General features: G+C 63.7%; 14 protein-coding genes. 6 read left to right on the top strand and 8 right to left on the bottom strand.

The window, feature by feature from the left end:
- Window positions 1–158 precede the first annotated feature (158 nt).
- The 5 genes from KYE46_RS06100 to KYE46_RS06080 form a co-directional block, all read right to left on the bottom strand.
- Entirely contained in the window at window positions 159–677 is a 519-nt protein-coding gene (locus tag KYE46_RS06100; RefSeq protein ID WP_219004186.1) for a CarD family transcriptional regulator, read from the bottom strand.
- A gap of 322 nt (window positions 678–999) precedes the next feature.
- Window positions 1000–1335, bottom strand: a complete 336-nt coding sequence (fdxA, locus tag KYE46_RS06095) for a ferredoxin FdxA (RefSeq protein WP_219004185.1) — start codon at window positions 1333–1335, stop codon at window positions 1000–1002.
- A 141-nt stretch (window positions 1336–1476) separates the two neighbouring features.
- Window positions 1477–1851, bottom strand: coding sequence for an RNA-binding S4 domain-containing protein (locus KYE46_RS06090; protein ID WP_219005032.1), 375 nt, complete (start codon window positions 1849–1851; stop codon window positions 1477–1479).
- Window positions 1848–4805 (bottom strand): helicase-related protein, encoded by a 2958-nt coding sequence (locus KYE46_RS06085; protein WP_219004184.1) that lies wholly within the window; start codon window positions 4803–4805, stop codon window positions 1848–1850. Before KYE46_RS06085 ends, KYE46_RS06090 begins: the two co-directional genes overlap by 4 nt.
- 102 nt (window positions 4806–4907) lie before the next feature.
- Window positions 4908–5390: a tetratricopeptide repeat protein gene (locus KYE46_RS06080; RefSeq protein WP_247716932.1), complete on the bottom strand. Its 483-nt coding sequence runs from the start codon at window positions 5388–5390 to the stop codon at window positions 4908–4910.
- Window positions 5391–5559: 169 nt separating this feature from the next.
- Here KYE46_RS06080 and KYE46_RS06075 point away from each other — a divergent pair, with 169 nt between their 5' ends.
- Window positions 5560–5859: an SCP2 sterol-binding domain-containing protein gene (locus KYE46_RS06075; RefSeq protein ID WP_219004182.1), complete on the top strand. Its 300-nt coding sequence runs from the start codon at window positions 5560–5562 to the stop codon at window positions 5857–5859.
- Window positions 5859–6815, top strand: a complete 957-nt coding sequence (locus KYE46_RS06070) for an alpha/beta fold hydrolase (protein ID WP_219004180.1) — start codon at window positions 5859–5861, stop codon at window positions 6813–6815. The genes KYE46_RS06075 and KYE46_RS06070 overlap by 1 nt, the downstream gene beginning before the upstream one ends.
- Window positions 6816–6976: 161 nt before the next feature.
- Here KYE46_RS06070 and KYE46_RS06065 read toward each other — a convergent pair whose 3' ends face one another.
- Together KYE46_RS06065 and KYE46_RS06060 are read right to left on the bottom strand one after the other, a co-directional pair.
- Window positions 6977–7690, bottom strand: a complete 714-nt coding sequence (locus KYE46_RS06065) for an ABC transporter ATP-binding protein (protein WP_219004178.1) — start codon at window positions 7688–7690, stop codon at window positions 6977–6979.
- On the bottom strand, window positions 7683–9029 hold the full coding sequence (locus KYE46_RS06060) for a lipoprotein-releasing ABC transporter permease subunit (RefSeq protein ID WP_219004176.1): 1347 nt from the start codon (window positions 9027–9029) through the stop codon (window positions 7683–7685). Before KYE46_RS06060 ends, KYE46_RS06065 begins: the two co-directional genes overlap by 8 nt.
- Window positions 9030–9172: 143 nt before the next feature.
- On the opposite strand from KYE46_RS06060, the gene KYE46_RS06055 reads away from it, so the two are divergent.
- The 3 genes from KYE46_RS06055 to KYE46_RS06045 all read left to right on the top strand — a co-directional run bounded on the left by KYE46_RS06055 (window position 9173) and on the right by KYE46_RS06045 (window position 11695).
- Window positions 9173–9541, top strand: coding sequence for a VOC family protein (locus KYE46_RS06055; RefSeq protein ID WP_219004174.1), 369 nt, complete (start codon window positions 9173–9175; stop codon window positions 9539–9541).
- A 93-nt stretch (window positions 9542–9634) separates the two neighbouring features.
- Window positions 9635–10765, top strand: coding sequence for a beta-ketoacyl-ACP synthase III (locus tag KYE46_RS06050; protein ID WP_219004172.1), 1131 nt, complete (start codon window positions 9635–9637; stop codon window positions 10763–10765).
- 9 nt (window positions 10766–10774) lie between these two features.
- The gene (locus tag KYE46_RS06045) at window positions 10775–11695 is read left to right on the top strand and encodes an LpxL/LpxP family acyltransferase (protein WP_219004170.1); all 921 of its coding nucleotides are present in this window, start codon (window positions 10775–10777) and stop codon (window positions 11693–11695) included.
- A gap of 3 nt (window positions 11696–11698) precedes the next feature.
- On the opposite strand, the gene KYE46_RS06040 is transcribed toward KYE46_RS06045, so the two are convergent.
- Window positions 11699–12196, bottom strand: coding sequence for a hypothetical protein (locus KYE46_RS06040; RefSeq protein WP_219004169.1), 498 nt, complete (start codon window positions 12194–12196; stop codon window positions 11699–11701).
- Window positions 12197–12288: 92 nt separating this feature from the next.
- On the opposite strand from KYE46_RS06040, the gene KYE46_RS06035 reads away from it, so the two are divergent.
- Window positions 12289–12879: a thymidine kinase gene (locus KYE46_RS06035; protein WP_219004168.1), complete on the top strand. Its 591-nt coding sequence runs from the start codon at window positions 12289–12291 to the stop codon at window positions 12877–12879.
- The last annotated feature ends 25 nt before the right edge of the window (window positions 12880–12904 follow it).

Raw genomic sequence — 12904 nt, 5'->3', positions numbered from 1 at the left:
GTCCCGAGAGTGGTCCATTGCCCTTTGAGAACGCAAGCGTTCGAGATAGGTTCCATCTATCACAAAGAAAAACCCGCCGCGAGGTTGCGGCGGGTCGGGTATTCCGTACATCGGGAAAATGGGCGAGATTTCGCCCGTATCCCAAAGGGATGTCTGTGTCAGGCGGCGGCGACCCGCTGAGAGAGCACTTCAAGGAGCTGTGCACCCGCACCGGCTTCGTCGATGCCCTTCACGACAGCCAGCTCCCGCGTGAGGCGCTCCAATGCGGCTTCATAGAGCTGACGCTCGGAGTAGCTTTGCTCGCGCTGATCGTCGGCGCGGTGCAGGTCGCGCACGACCTCGGCGATGGCGATCAGATCACCGGAGTTGATCTTCTGCTCATACTCCTGCGCGCGGCGCGACCACATCGCGCGTTTCACGCGGGCCTTGCCTTTCAGCGTCTCCAGCGCCTGCGAAACGACGGTCGGATCGGACAGCGGGCGCATGCCCACCTCGGTTGCCTTCGCGGTCGGAACGCGCAGCGTCATCTTGTCCTTCTCGAACGAGATCACGAAGAGCTCCAGATTAAGCCCGGCGACTTCCTGCTCTTCGATCTTGATGATCCGCCCGACGCCATGGGCGGGGTAGACGACGTAATCGTTGGGGCTGAAGTCGAGCGTTTTACGGGCTTTGGTCATGCGATATTCCTTACTCAACGCCCTCTCGGGCCATGGACCTACGCCAGATCAGGCGAGGGTAGTCGTCAAAAAATCTGGCGGAACGCCCCACTATCCAAAGTCGGCGCTTTCCGTCAGAGTTGCGTTATGTCGCTGTGAACCGCGCGGGGCTGATTTACCCACGCCGGCAGTCATTCACGTCTCTTCCTTGAAGGGAATATAGCACGAATCACGCGTGATTTAAAGCGCGCCGCGGTGCAGCACTTCAAAAGCCCTTGAGAATCGGGCACTTCGGGCAAGGTCAGCGCCTCTCACCCTTTGTTCAGAGCCGCGAATCGGGGTCTCAGCCGCCCTCGCCGGGCTTCTCCGAGAAGAGCTCCATCTTGCCGTCCTTGCCGTCCATCTCTTCGGCATTGGGCAGAGGGTCTTTCTTGGTGATGATGACCGGCCACATCTCGGAATACTTGCGGTTGAATTCCACCCATTTGTCCATGTCCGGCTCCGTGTCCGGGCGAATGGCGTCGGCGGGGCATTCGGGTTCGCACACGCCGCAATCGATGCATTCGTCGGGATGAATCACCAGCATGTTCTCACCCTCGTAGAAGCAATCCACCGGGCAGACTTCGACGCAATCAGTGTATTTGCAGGCGATGCAGGCATCATTGACGATGTAGGTCATGGGAGGGGGCTTTCGACGATTCAAGCAGCGTTAACTGCGGGTCTGCTAAAGCAGCACAGAGGTGGATGCAACGTGGCGGCGTGCCTCTTGGCGGGGATGCGACGCCTTGGCCGGTAAAATCTGCGTTTGGCGCGGGGCGCCCTATGGCTCGTCGTCGCGGAGAGCCTGCATGTCGCGGCGATCCTTCTTGGTCGGACGTGGTCCCACGCGGGGGGCGACGGGCTCCGGCTCGGGGGTCAGATCGGTGTAGAGGGTTTGAGCTTCCGCCGCCGGACCACGGCGCTTGGCCAGCGCCTCGATGCGGACGACGCGGATTTGCCGGCCTTGGGGGAACGTCAGCACATCTCCGGGGGTGATCTGGGTCGAGGTCTTGGTTGCCTTGGCCGCATTCACCCGGACATGGCCGGACGAGACCTGGGCTGCGGCAATGCTGCGGGACTTGAAGAACCGCGCTTGCCACAGCCATTTGTCGAGGCGGCCTTTCGGGGCCGCCGGAGTGTCAGCAGCGTCCGCTATGACTTGTCTTTCAAGGCGGCGAGAACTGCGAAGGGGTTGTCGGGATCGACCTTCTTCGACTTCTCGGGACGGGCGGAATAGGTCTTGGGCTTGTCATCGCGCGGCGGACGGTTGCCGCCCTTCCCTTGACCGCGATGCTTGCCCGGCGCGCCCTTGCCCGAGGGGCGTTTGCCGCCCTTACCCTGTCCACCATCGGCCCGCTTGCCTTGGCCACCGTCGGCACGGCCCTTGCCGTGATCCCCGTCACGTCGCGGACGCGCATTGCCTCGACCGCGCGGCGCCCATGTGAAGGTGTAGTAGACTTCCATTTCGGCCGGCGCTTCGGCCGCTGGCTCTTCGTTTGCCGCTTCAGACGCAGCCTCTGGCGCCTCGGCGTTTTCGAGGCCTGTCGGCACGTCGAGACCGACGAGATCCTCGTCCATTGTCTCGGGCGCTTCGGTCGCCGCGGGCTCGGTGCCTTCGCTCGGCTCGGACGCGGCCTCAGCCTCGTTCGGTGCCTCAGCCTCGCTCGGCGCTTCAGAAGCCTCTTCAGCGGTCTTTTCCGGTTCGGCCGCAGCAGGCGGCGTTGCCTTGACCTTGGCGCGTTCGCCGCGTTCGCCCTTGTAGCCGAGGCCGCCCATCAGGTCCGCAAACTGCTCCAGCGTCAGACCGGTGATCGAAAGCATGTCGGGGTTGGCCTCGAAACCGCCCCGGCTGTCCTCGCCGCGCAGCATGTCGGCCAGACGCTCCAGCATATCGACGCGGATCGCGCGCGATCCCGCCTCGCGGTAGCCGGTCATGATGGCATGACCTTCGGGCGCGTCGGCCACGGAAGGAATGGTAACGAGACCCGGCGGCGGGCTGTCGGGGAAGGTATCGAAGTCCTGCGCGAGCCCCCAGAGCACGAGGCGCAGACGCGTCGGCGCGGGCTTCAGCAGAAGCGGCAGGAAAATGGTATATTGCCCGAAGCGCACACCATGCTTGCGCAGGAGGCTGCGGGATTCCTGATCCAGCGCCTTGATGTCATCCGCAATCTGGGCGCGCGGAACGATGCCGAACCCTTCCAGAAGCTGAAACGCAACACCGCGCGCGAGGCCGGTGATCGCCTCGTCGCGGGACATGGCCAGAAGCGGCTCGAACTGGGCGGCGATCCTGCGATCAATGAAGTGCTGCAGACGGCGCTGAACCTTCTGGACCACCTCGGCGCCGGCCTCGTCATCGACGAAGGCCTCGGCCACGGGCTTGAGAGGCTCCTGCCCCTTTACCAGCTTGCCGACCGCCATATCGCCCCACATCAGGCCGCCCTGCTCGGTCAGGTCGAACTCGGTATCCGGTGCGTTGTACATACGGTCCGCGCGCAGATGAAACTCGGGCCGCAGCGCCGCCATCGCGGCGCTCTGCAGCGTCTTGGCCTCGTCCGCCGTGGCTGATTCATCCATACGGAAGCGAAAGCCCTCTATCCGTCCGAGCACCTGGCCCTCGACGCTGACTTCACCATTCTCGTTCACTTCGGCCACAAGGCTCTCCCTCTGCTTCAACCGCCGGAGGAGCACGCTCGTCCGCCGGTCGACAAATCTGAGTGTCAGCGCGTTGTGCAACGCATCCGACAGACGGTCTTCTACGGCACGAGTCGCCCCGCGCCAATGGCTTTCATCGTCCACCCATCCCGTGCGCTGCGCGACGTAGGTCCATGTGCGGATATATGCCAATCGCTTCGACAGCGTGTCGATGTCCCCGTCCGGCTTGTCGATCCGCTTGACCTGCCGTGCCAGCCAGTCGTCGGGGACGCGCCGGGTCTCGTGCAGGAACTCGAATATGCGCCCCAGAAGGTCGGCATGTTCGGCATGGCTGATGCCGCGGAAGTCGGGGATGTTGCAGACATCCCAAAGCAGTCGCACGGCGCGCGCGTCACCCAGACGCTGCGCGATGTCAGGGCGCGCGGTCAGTGTCTTGAGCGCGCGCAGGTCGTCGGCCTCGCGCGCACGGGTCAGCCACTCGTCGTCGGTGCGTTCCTCGAGGCTGGCAATGAGCCGCTCGGCGCTGCCGAACTCCAGCGCCGAGTTGCGCCACATCAGCTTGCGCACCGGGGCAAAGCGGTGATCCATGATCGCCTCTGCCAACCCCTCGTCCAGCGGCGGCGCCTCGCCGGTCACGCCAAAGCTGCCGTCCTGCGTATGGCGCCCCGCGCGCCCGGCGATCTGAGCCAACTCGTTCGGCCAGAGGTCGCGCATCTTGAGCCCGTCGAACTTCCGCAACCCGCTGAAGGCCACGTGCTTGATGTCGAGGTTCAGCCCCATCCCGATCGCGTCCGTTGCGACCAGCACATCGACGTCGCCGTTCTGATAAAGCTCGACCTGCGCATTGCGCGTCCTTGGGGATAACGCCCCCATGACAACCGCCGCCCCGCCCCTCTGACGACGGAGCAGTTCGGCGATGGCATATAGATTCTCAACCGAAAAACCAACGATCGCGGAACGACCGGGCATACGGCTTAACTTTTTCGAACCCGCATACACAAGTTGTGAAAATCGCTCCCGATGCATGAATTCGCAGTGGGGGATCAGCTCCGCAATCGCATTGCGCATCGTGCCCGCACCCATGAAGAGCGTCTCGTGCAAGCCACGCGCGTGAAGAAGCCGGTCAGTGAAAACATGGCCCCGTTCCGGATCCGCGCAAAGCTGGATTTCGTCAATCGCCAGAAAATCCGCGCCCTGGTTCGTCGGCATCGCCTCCACCGTACAGACCCAGTAGGCCGCGCGCGGTGGCACGATCCGCTCCTCTCCCGTGACCAGAGCAACGACGGAGGGGCCTTTCAGCGCGACGATCTTGTCATAGACCTCCCGCGCGAGCAGCCTGAGCGGCAGCCCGATGACGCCGGTGCGGTGCGCCAGCATACGTTCAATCGCGTAATGCGTCTTGCCGGTGTTGGTGGGGCCGAGAATGGCGGCAATGCGGGCGTTGGACGAACTTCTCATCACGGCTCCCCGACAGAGGCAATCGGTGCAAAGGCGCCCACGCAGGCCGCGCGGCTGATCCGGAATTCGCACATGGAAAAGACGTCTCCCGCCAAGCGCCTTCTAAAGCGCCTCACCCTCAAGCTGGACCCGCAAATCGTCGAGCAGCCGCTGGATATCCGGTTGATTGGGATGGATCGCATGGGCGGCCTCATAGGCTTCAAGGGCGCCATCGGTATCGCCCATATCCTCCAGCATGACACCCAATCCCGCAAGCGCTCCGAAGTGACGCGGCTCCAAGGCCAAGACGCGCTGGATATCGGCAATGGCAGGGCCGAACATCTGCTGTTCGAAGAACATCGTCGCCCGCGCATTCCAGCCCTCCGCAAACTCCGGCGCGTGGTCCGTGAGGGCAGTAAGGTGATCGTAAGCGGCCGTGTAATCTTCCGCCTCCATCGCGTCCAAGCCACGGCGCAGCAGGTAATCCGCACTCGCCGAGCCCGAGATCTGCCACCGCTGGTAAACGTCGGCCTCCACGACATCCCAGTTGCGCAACTCCGGGTCGGCCAGCCGATCGAGGTACTCGTCGACGGTCGTCTGTGCCACGGCAGGCGCGGCGGCAAACGCAACTACGGAAAACCCGCACAAAAATGCCGCTACGATAACGTTGATGATGGATCCGGGACTCGTCATGGTCAAAAGGTAGCATTCCTTGCCGGCAATACTAGATCAAGATGACAGTATCGTGCAGGGAAAGGGAAGAGGGGAACATTCCATGAGCAACGCAACGATTGACGCCGCTGTCGCGGCATTGAACGAGAAGATGGCCGGCGCTGATTTCGACGGCACCGCCAAGTTCGAAATCCGGGGCGAAGGCACCGTCATCGTGGACGGCAACGACGTGCGCGAGGCCGCTGACAGCGACAGCGCCGACGTGACCCTCTCCGCCGAGTCCGAGGTCTTCCAGGAGATCATGTCGGGCGAAATGAACCCCACATCCGCGTTCATGTCCGGCAAGCTGACGCTTGACGGCGACATGGGCACCGCGATGAAACTCGCCTCCGCCCTCGGCTGATGCGCGACGAAGCGAGCCCGGTTGACGACGTGACTGACGCGCCCTTTTTCGATGCGGTGGCCGAAGGGCCTGCCAATGTGCAGGCCCATTGGGTCACGGCGCTCGATGGCACCCGCTTGCGCATGGCGGTCTGGCCAGAAGGATCGCGCGGCACGATCCTGATGTTTCCGGGACGCACCGAATACGTCGAGAAATATGGCCGCCTCGCCGGTGACCTCGCCGGAGAAGGCTACGGCATGGTGGCCTTTGACTGGCGCGGACAGGGCCTTGCCGACCGTCCGGCGCACCGCCGCGACATGGGCCATGTCACGTCCTTCGACGAATATCGCCAGGATGTGGCAGCCTTCCTCGCCGCCCTCGCGCCGCTGGACCTGCCGAAACCTTGGTTTCTGATCGGGCATTCAATGGGCGGATGCATCGGACTGCGCGCCCTCTACGACGGCCTGCCCGTCAAGGCCGCCGTCTTCACGGGCCCGATGTGGGGGCTGCAGATGTCGCCCCTGTTACGCAGCGTGTCACCCGCGATCATGGCGCTCGCCGGCCCCTTGGGCTTCGGCAAGAGCTTCGCACCGACAACGGGTCCCTGGGCGCCGCTGGAGTTCGAGAACAACACGCTCACGACCGACCGCGAGCAGTTCGAGTACATGTCGCGGCAGACCGACAACCATCCCGATCTCGCCCTGGGCGGCCCCTCGCTGACCTGGGTCAAAGCCGCGATACAGGAGACGCGCGCCTTGATGGAGATGGCGCCGCTCGATCTGCCGACCCTCTCCATCGTCGGCTCGAACGAGCGCGTCGTGGACATCCCCGCCGTCGAGAACCGCATGGCAAGCTGGCCCAAGGGGCGCTACCTCTGCATCGAGGGCGGCGAGCACGAGGTTCTCATGGAAGCCGAGGACAAACGCGCGCCCACACTCACGGCAATCCTCGAGCATTTCGACAAAGCCGCATCCTGACCCCAACGGGTCCCCAATACGACACCCCACCCTTCCCCGTTCTTTAAATATCCCGGGGGAGCGCTCTTTTGCCCGCAAATGAGCGCGGGGGCAGCGCCCCCAAACCGGACGTTCAAGGCGCTACGACGACCCGAAAGACACCCTCAAACACGCATAAAACCTCAAGCCGGGATCAAGACCCCCTCTTCCAGCTTCAGCACCCGGTCCATGCGCCGTGCCAATTCGTGGTTGTGGGTCGCGATCAAGGCTGAAAGGCCGGTACTGCGCACCAGCTCCATCAATACGTCGAACACGGTGTCCGAAGTCGTCGGATCGAGGTTGCCCGTCGGCTCGTCCGCCAGCATCAGGGTCGGCGAATTGGCTAGGGATCGGCAGAAGGCAACACGCTGCTGCTCGCCTCCGGATAATTCACCGGGCCGATGTGCGGCGCGCGCTTCCATGCCGACGCGGCCAAGCAAATCGAGGGCGCGCGCTTCAGCCTCGGCGCTGGACACCCCGTGGGCCAATTGCGGCAGCACGATGTTTTCCACCGCCGAGAATTCGGGCAGCAGGTGATGGAACTGGTACACGAAACCGACCTGACCCCGTCGCGCCGCGGTGCGCGCGCGGTCCGACGCACCCGTCACCAGCCGCCCACCGATCTCGACCTGCCCGGCATCCGCCGTGTCCAGCAGGCCTGCGATCTGCAACAGCGTCGATTTCCCCGCCCCCGAGGGCGCGATCAGGCCCACGATCTCTCCACGTTCGATCCGCGCAGAGGCCCCGCGCAGCACGTTAATCTCGTTCGGTTTGCCGTGGTTGTAGGACTTCTCGATCCCCTCGAGGATCAAGGCAGGCTCGGCCGTCGCTTCAGGCGTATTCACAGCATCATTCATACCGAAGAGCCTCCACCGGGTTCATCCGCGCGGCACGGCGCGCCGGGAAAATCGTCACCACGAAACTCAGCCCGAGGGACAACGCCATGGCGGTCACCACGTCGCCTGCCTCCAACCGCGCGGGCAAGGCCGAGATCATGCGCACCGAGGGGTCCCAGACCCCGCCGCCTGCCACGTAGTTCACGAAGCTGAAGATCGGGTCGATCCAGATCGCGAAGGCGCAGCCGAGGATCACCCCGGCGAGCGTTCCGGCAACGCCGATGGCCGAGCCGCAGATGACGAAGACCCGCAGGATGCTGCCCTCGCTCAAGCCAATGGTCCGCAGGATACCGATATCGCGTGACTTGTTTTTCACCAGCATGATGAGGCCCGAGACGATGTTCATCGTGGCAATCAAAACGAGGATCGAGAGGATGATGAACATGATGTTATCCTCCATCTGCAACGCCCGCAGGAACGCGCCGGAGCTGTCCTCCCACGTCCAGATCTGCACGTCGCCGCCTGCCTGAAGCAGCGGCAGGACGTATTGCGAGATCTGCTCGGGCTCACTGACGCTCACCTGAACTTCGTCAGCGACCCCGTCGCGGTTGAAGTAGGTCTGCGCCTCGGTGAACGGCAGATAGACACGGGTCCGGTCGATGTCCCACCGACCGACTTGGAAGATATAGACGACCTCGTAGGTCGAGACCCGTGGCGAGGTGCCGAAGGGCGTGCGCGCGCCGTCGGGCGAGATCAGGCGAATGCGATCACCCACGCTGGCCCCCAACTCCCTTGCCACGCCCGAGCCGATGGCGATCCCCGGACCGCCCGGCACCGGCAAGGCGCCTTCGACATCCGGCGTGATGGAGGTCTCTTCCCCGAAGGCGCTCAACATGCCTTGGCGCCATTCCGGTTCTGCAACCAAGGGGATCAGCGACAGGTCTTCCGGCGCGATACCGATGACTTCCACGGCGGAGTTCCGCCCGCGATAGCTCGACAACACCTGCCCGCGCACCACCGCTGCGGCATGGGTCACGCCATCGACACCGCGCAAGGCCTCTGCGACTTCGTCGAAATTCTCAAGCGTGCGTTCCACCTGACCCGCGTCATTCACCTGCGCGATGTCGTAGACCGCGACATGGGGATTTGCGCCGAGGATCGTGCCGACGAATTCGTGTCGAAACCCGGCGCGGACGGATAGGGTCGCAATCAGCGCCATGACGGCGAGTGCAATGCCGATGAAGCTGATCCACGTCATCGCCGACACACCGCCGTCGGTGCGCCGCGCGCGCAGGTAGCGCCACGCGATCAGGAACTCGAACCCGGCAAATGGACCGGGAGACTTGGGGGGGGAGGCCATGCTGCTCAACCTTTACGTATTTGGCGCTCAAGGTGGCTATTCCGGCCCCCAAGTCAACCGCAGCCCGCGCCGATGACCGGGGTTCCGCTTTGTGTGAGCGGTCTTTTCCCCTAAGCTAGAGCCCTATCAGGAGGAGACTTGCGATGAAGATCGGCGCTTTTTCCGTATCGCTTGCGGTCAAGGATCTGGCCGCCTCGCGAGCGTTCTACGAAAACCTCGGCTTCAGCGCCATGGGAGGCGATCCGAAACACGGCTACCTGATCATGAAGAACGGCGACGCGCTGGTGGGGCTCTTCCACGGCATGTTCGAGGGTCAGATGCTGACCTTCAATCCCGGTTGGGATCAGGACGCCAAACCGCTCGACGACTTCGACGACGTGCGCGAGATCAAGGAGGCCGTGGCGGCCGCTGGATATCCGGTTGAGCAGGAACAGGGGGACGACACGGGCCCCGGCAGTTTCATCACCCGCGATCCCGACGGTAATGTGATCTTGATCGATCAGCATCGCTAGGCCTTGCATGAAGCCGTCCGCCACGCCCCCGCGTAAACCTTGACGTCAAGGCAGCTTCAGGGCCAAGAAAACAGACCGCAGCGGGAGAGTGCAATGTTCGAGCCAGCCATCACCGGATCCGGGGTCTTCACGCCGGAGCAAAGCATTTCCAACGATGAACTCGTCGTAGCCTTCAATGCCTATGCCGACCGTTGGAACGCGGAGCACGCCGATGCCATCGCCGCGGGTGAGGCGCAGCCCATGGCCCATTCCTCCTCCGAATTCATCGTGGCGGCCTCCGGCATCGAAAGCCGCTACGTGCTCGACAAGTCCGGGCTTCTGGACCCCGAGGTCATGCACCCGTGGTTGCCCGAGCGGCCCGACGACGCGCCGGGCGTCATGGCCGAGATGGGTGTCGATGCCTGTCGGAAGGCGCTGGATATGGCCGGCGTCGATGCCGCAGACGTCGATCTGGTGATCTGCGCCGCGTCGAACCACGAACGCGCCTATCCCGCAATCGCCATTGAAATCCAACAGCTTCTCGGCACCGGCGGTTTCGCCTTCGACATGAACGTCGCCTGTTCCTCCGCCACTTTCGGCATTCAGGCGGCGGCGGACATGGTGCGCTCCGGCTCGATCAAGCGGGCGCTCGTGGTGAACCCCGAGATTTGCTCGGCGCATCTTGAATGGCGTGACCGCGACTGCCACTTCATCTTCGGCGATGTGGCCACGGCCGTTCTCATCGAACGGGTCGACCTCGCCAAAGGTGCGCATTTCGCCATCAAGTCGACGCGCTGTGCCACGCAATTTTCGAACAACATCCGCAACAACAACGGCTTCCTGCGCCGCACCCGTGAGGGGCAGATGGAGGACCGGCGCGACATGCAGTTCATGCAGAACGGGCGCAAGGTGTTCAAGGAAGTGCTGCCGCTCGTCTCCCGGCATATCGCCGAGCATATGGAGGAAGAAGGCGTCGCCGCCGACGACCTCAAGCGGCTCTGGCTGCATCAGGCCAACAAGACGATGAACGACTATATCGGCAAGAAGGTCCTGGGACGCGCTCCGGAAGAGGGGGAACAGCCCAATATCCTTCAGGATTACGCCAACACCTCTTCCGCCGGCTCGATCATCGCTTTCGCGCAATATTCCGACGACATGGAGCCCGGTGATACCGGGCTGATCTGCTCGTTCGGGGCGGGATATTCCGTCGGATCGGTGATCTTGCAGAAAGTGGCTGCGGCCTGAGGGGGCAGAATGGGGTTCGCCGCCACCAAGGATCGCACTTTCGCCGCCTACGAGAAGGTTTCAGGCTGGATCGCGCGCCGTCCTGCCCCGGTCCGCCGCGCCGCCTACGGCATCTTCGGCGCAGCCCTGTGGACGGCTTACGTGTTGCCGGGCAACCTCGTGCGGCCAACGATGCAGGCCCTCGCGCGCCATGCGGATCACCCCTCGCCCACCCGGCTCTTTCGCGGCTTCGTGCGCAAATTCATCGCCGGGACGGACGGGACAGAGCAGGTCCGCCATGGCTTCGGGGCCAGTATCGACGGCTCCTTGACGATTCCCGACAAGGCGAGGCTCGACAGCTACCTCGCACAGGGCGGGCTTTTCCTCGCCCTGCCGCATCTGCATGCCACGCTCGCCATGACACGCTGCCTTGCGCAGTCCTATGACGTTCTGGCGGTGGTCAGCCTGACGCGGAATGAGAACCGGGCCGCCGCGCAGAAAGCGCTCTATTCTCAGGTGGATGGCGATTTTCTTGATGCGCGCAATGAAGAGCCCGCAGCCGTCGCGCGGCAGATCCTCAAGGCTTTGAAGTCGGGCAAGATCGTCGTGGGCACCGTGGACCGGATCCAGAAAGCGCCTGAAGCGCCGGTCGACCGCGCCCGTGACGTGGTGCGGGTCGAGGCGTTTGGTCAGCCCGTGGGGTTCGGTGGCTGGCCCACCCGCTTCGCCGCCAAGGCTGGCGCGCCCCTGGTGCCCGCGGTCGTGGCGCAGGAGGGCAACGGCATCAGTCTGATCCTCGGTCACGGCGCCGTGCCGGAGGGGGACTTGCAGGAGGCCACGCAGGCCTGGGTGAGCGAGTTGGAGCGTCTCTTGGAGGCCTATCCGGAAGAATGGGCCTTCTCCCTCGACAAACATTGGTCCCGGACGTTGCAGGCACCAGTGTCGGCGTAGCGTCTACCTTCGGCTGTCAGCCTCCAGCCGCAGCTTCATGTCCACCAGAACCTTCTGCAATTCCAGCGTTTCTTCCAGCAGGCGCCGGGTCTCATTGACCGAGATCACGCCGTCCTCGATCGATTGATGGTATTCCGCCATCAGGATCGCGAAGCGCTGGCTGAGGGCGATGACGTTGTTGTTCACGCTGCCCTTGTTCTCGCCCCGCACCGCGTTGCGGCGATCCGAGCCGTAGGACATCTGCCCACCGTTCAGCTCTGCCAAGGCGGCGGTCACGTGGGGAAAACTCGACGCAGCCTCCAGCGCAGCTACGGCATCGACCGGCATGAACCGGTCCGCATGCTCTTCGGCTTCCGAGAAGTATCGCCCGAGGGTCGCCTTGGAGCGCCCCGTCAGCTCGCAGGCCCCGGCATAGCCCACATCCTTGATCAACCGCTCCGTATGGCGCTTCAGGTATCCGCGCGCCGTGATGTTGTCGGCGATCCTGTCGGTGTCACTCATCTCGTCATCCCTTGTCTCCGGCATACACAACCCGCTTTCCCGGCACCCGTCAACGTCTTGCCAGCGGGTTTGACTTGAGCCAAATGAAGGTCATGGCCAAGCTTTACTTCAACTACTCCACCATGAACGCGGGCAAATCGACCCTGCTGCTGCAGGCGTCGTATAACTACATTGAACGGGGGATGCAGACCTATCTGCTGACCGCGAATTTCGACGACCGCGCGGGAATGGGCCGGATCGGCTCGCGCATCGGGATCGAGGCGGAGGCGGATACCTATACGCAATCGGATGATCTCTTCGCCAAGATCAAGGCGCGGCTCGATGCGGGCCCCTGTGCTTGCGTGCTGGTGGACGAGGCGCAATGGATGACCCGCGATCAGGTCTGGCAACTCGCGCGTGCGGTGGATGACCTTGGCGTGCCGGTCATGGCCTACGGGCTGCGGGTGGATTTCCGGGGTGAGTTGTTCCCCGGCTCCGCCGCGCTGCTGGCGCTGGCCGATGAGATGCGCGAGGTCCGCACGATCTGCCATTGCGGCCGCAAGGCCACGATGGTGATCCGGGTGGATGAAAAGGGTGAGGCCGTTGCCGAAGGCGCGCAGATCGAGGTCGGCGGCAATGACCGCTACATCAGCCTCTGCCGGCGTCATTTCCGCGAGGCCGTGGGCGACGCACCGATGAGCTAGGCCTCGGTGGCTGCCGTAGCTCCTC

The sequence above is a fragment of the Gymnodinialimonas ceratoperidinii genome, assembly GCF_019297855.1.
Taxonomy (GTDB): Bacteria; Pseudomonadota; Alphaproteobacteria; order Rhodobacterales; family Rhodobacteraceae; genus Gymnodinialimonas; species Gymnodinialimonas ceratoperidinii.
Note: the sequence above shows the minus strand (reverse complement) of the source record. Positions and strands in the feature narration are given on the sequence as shown.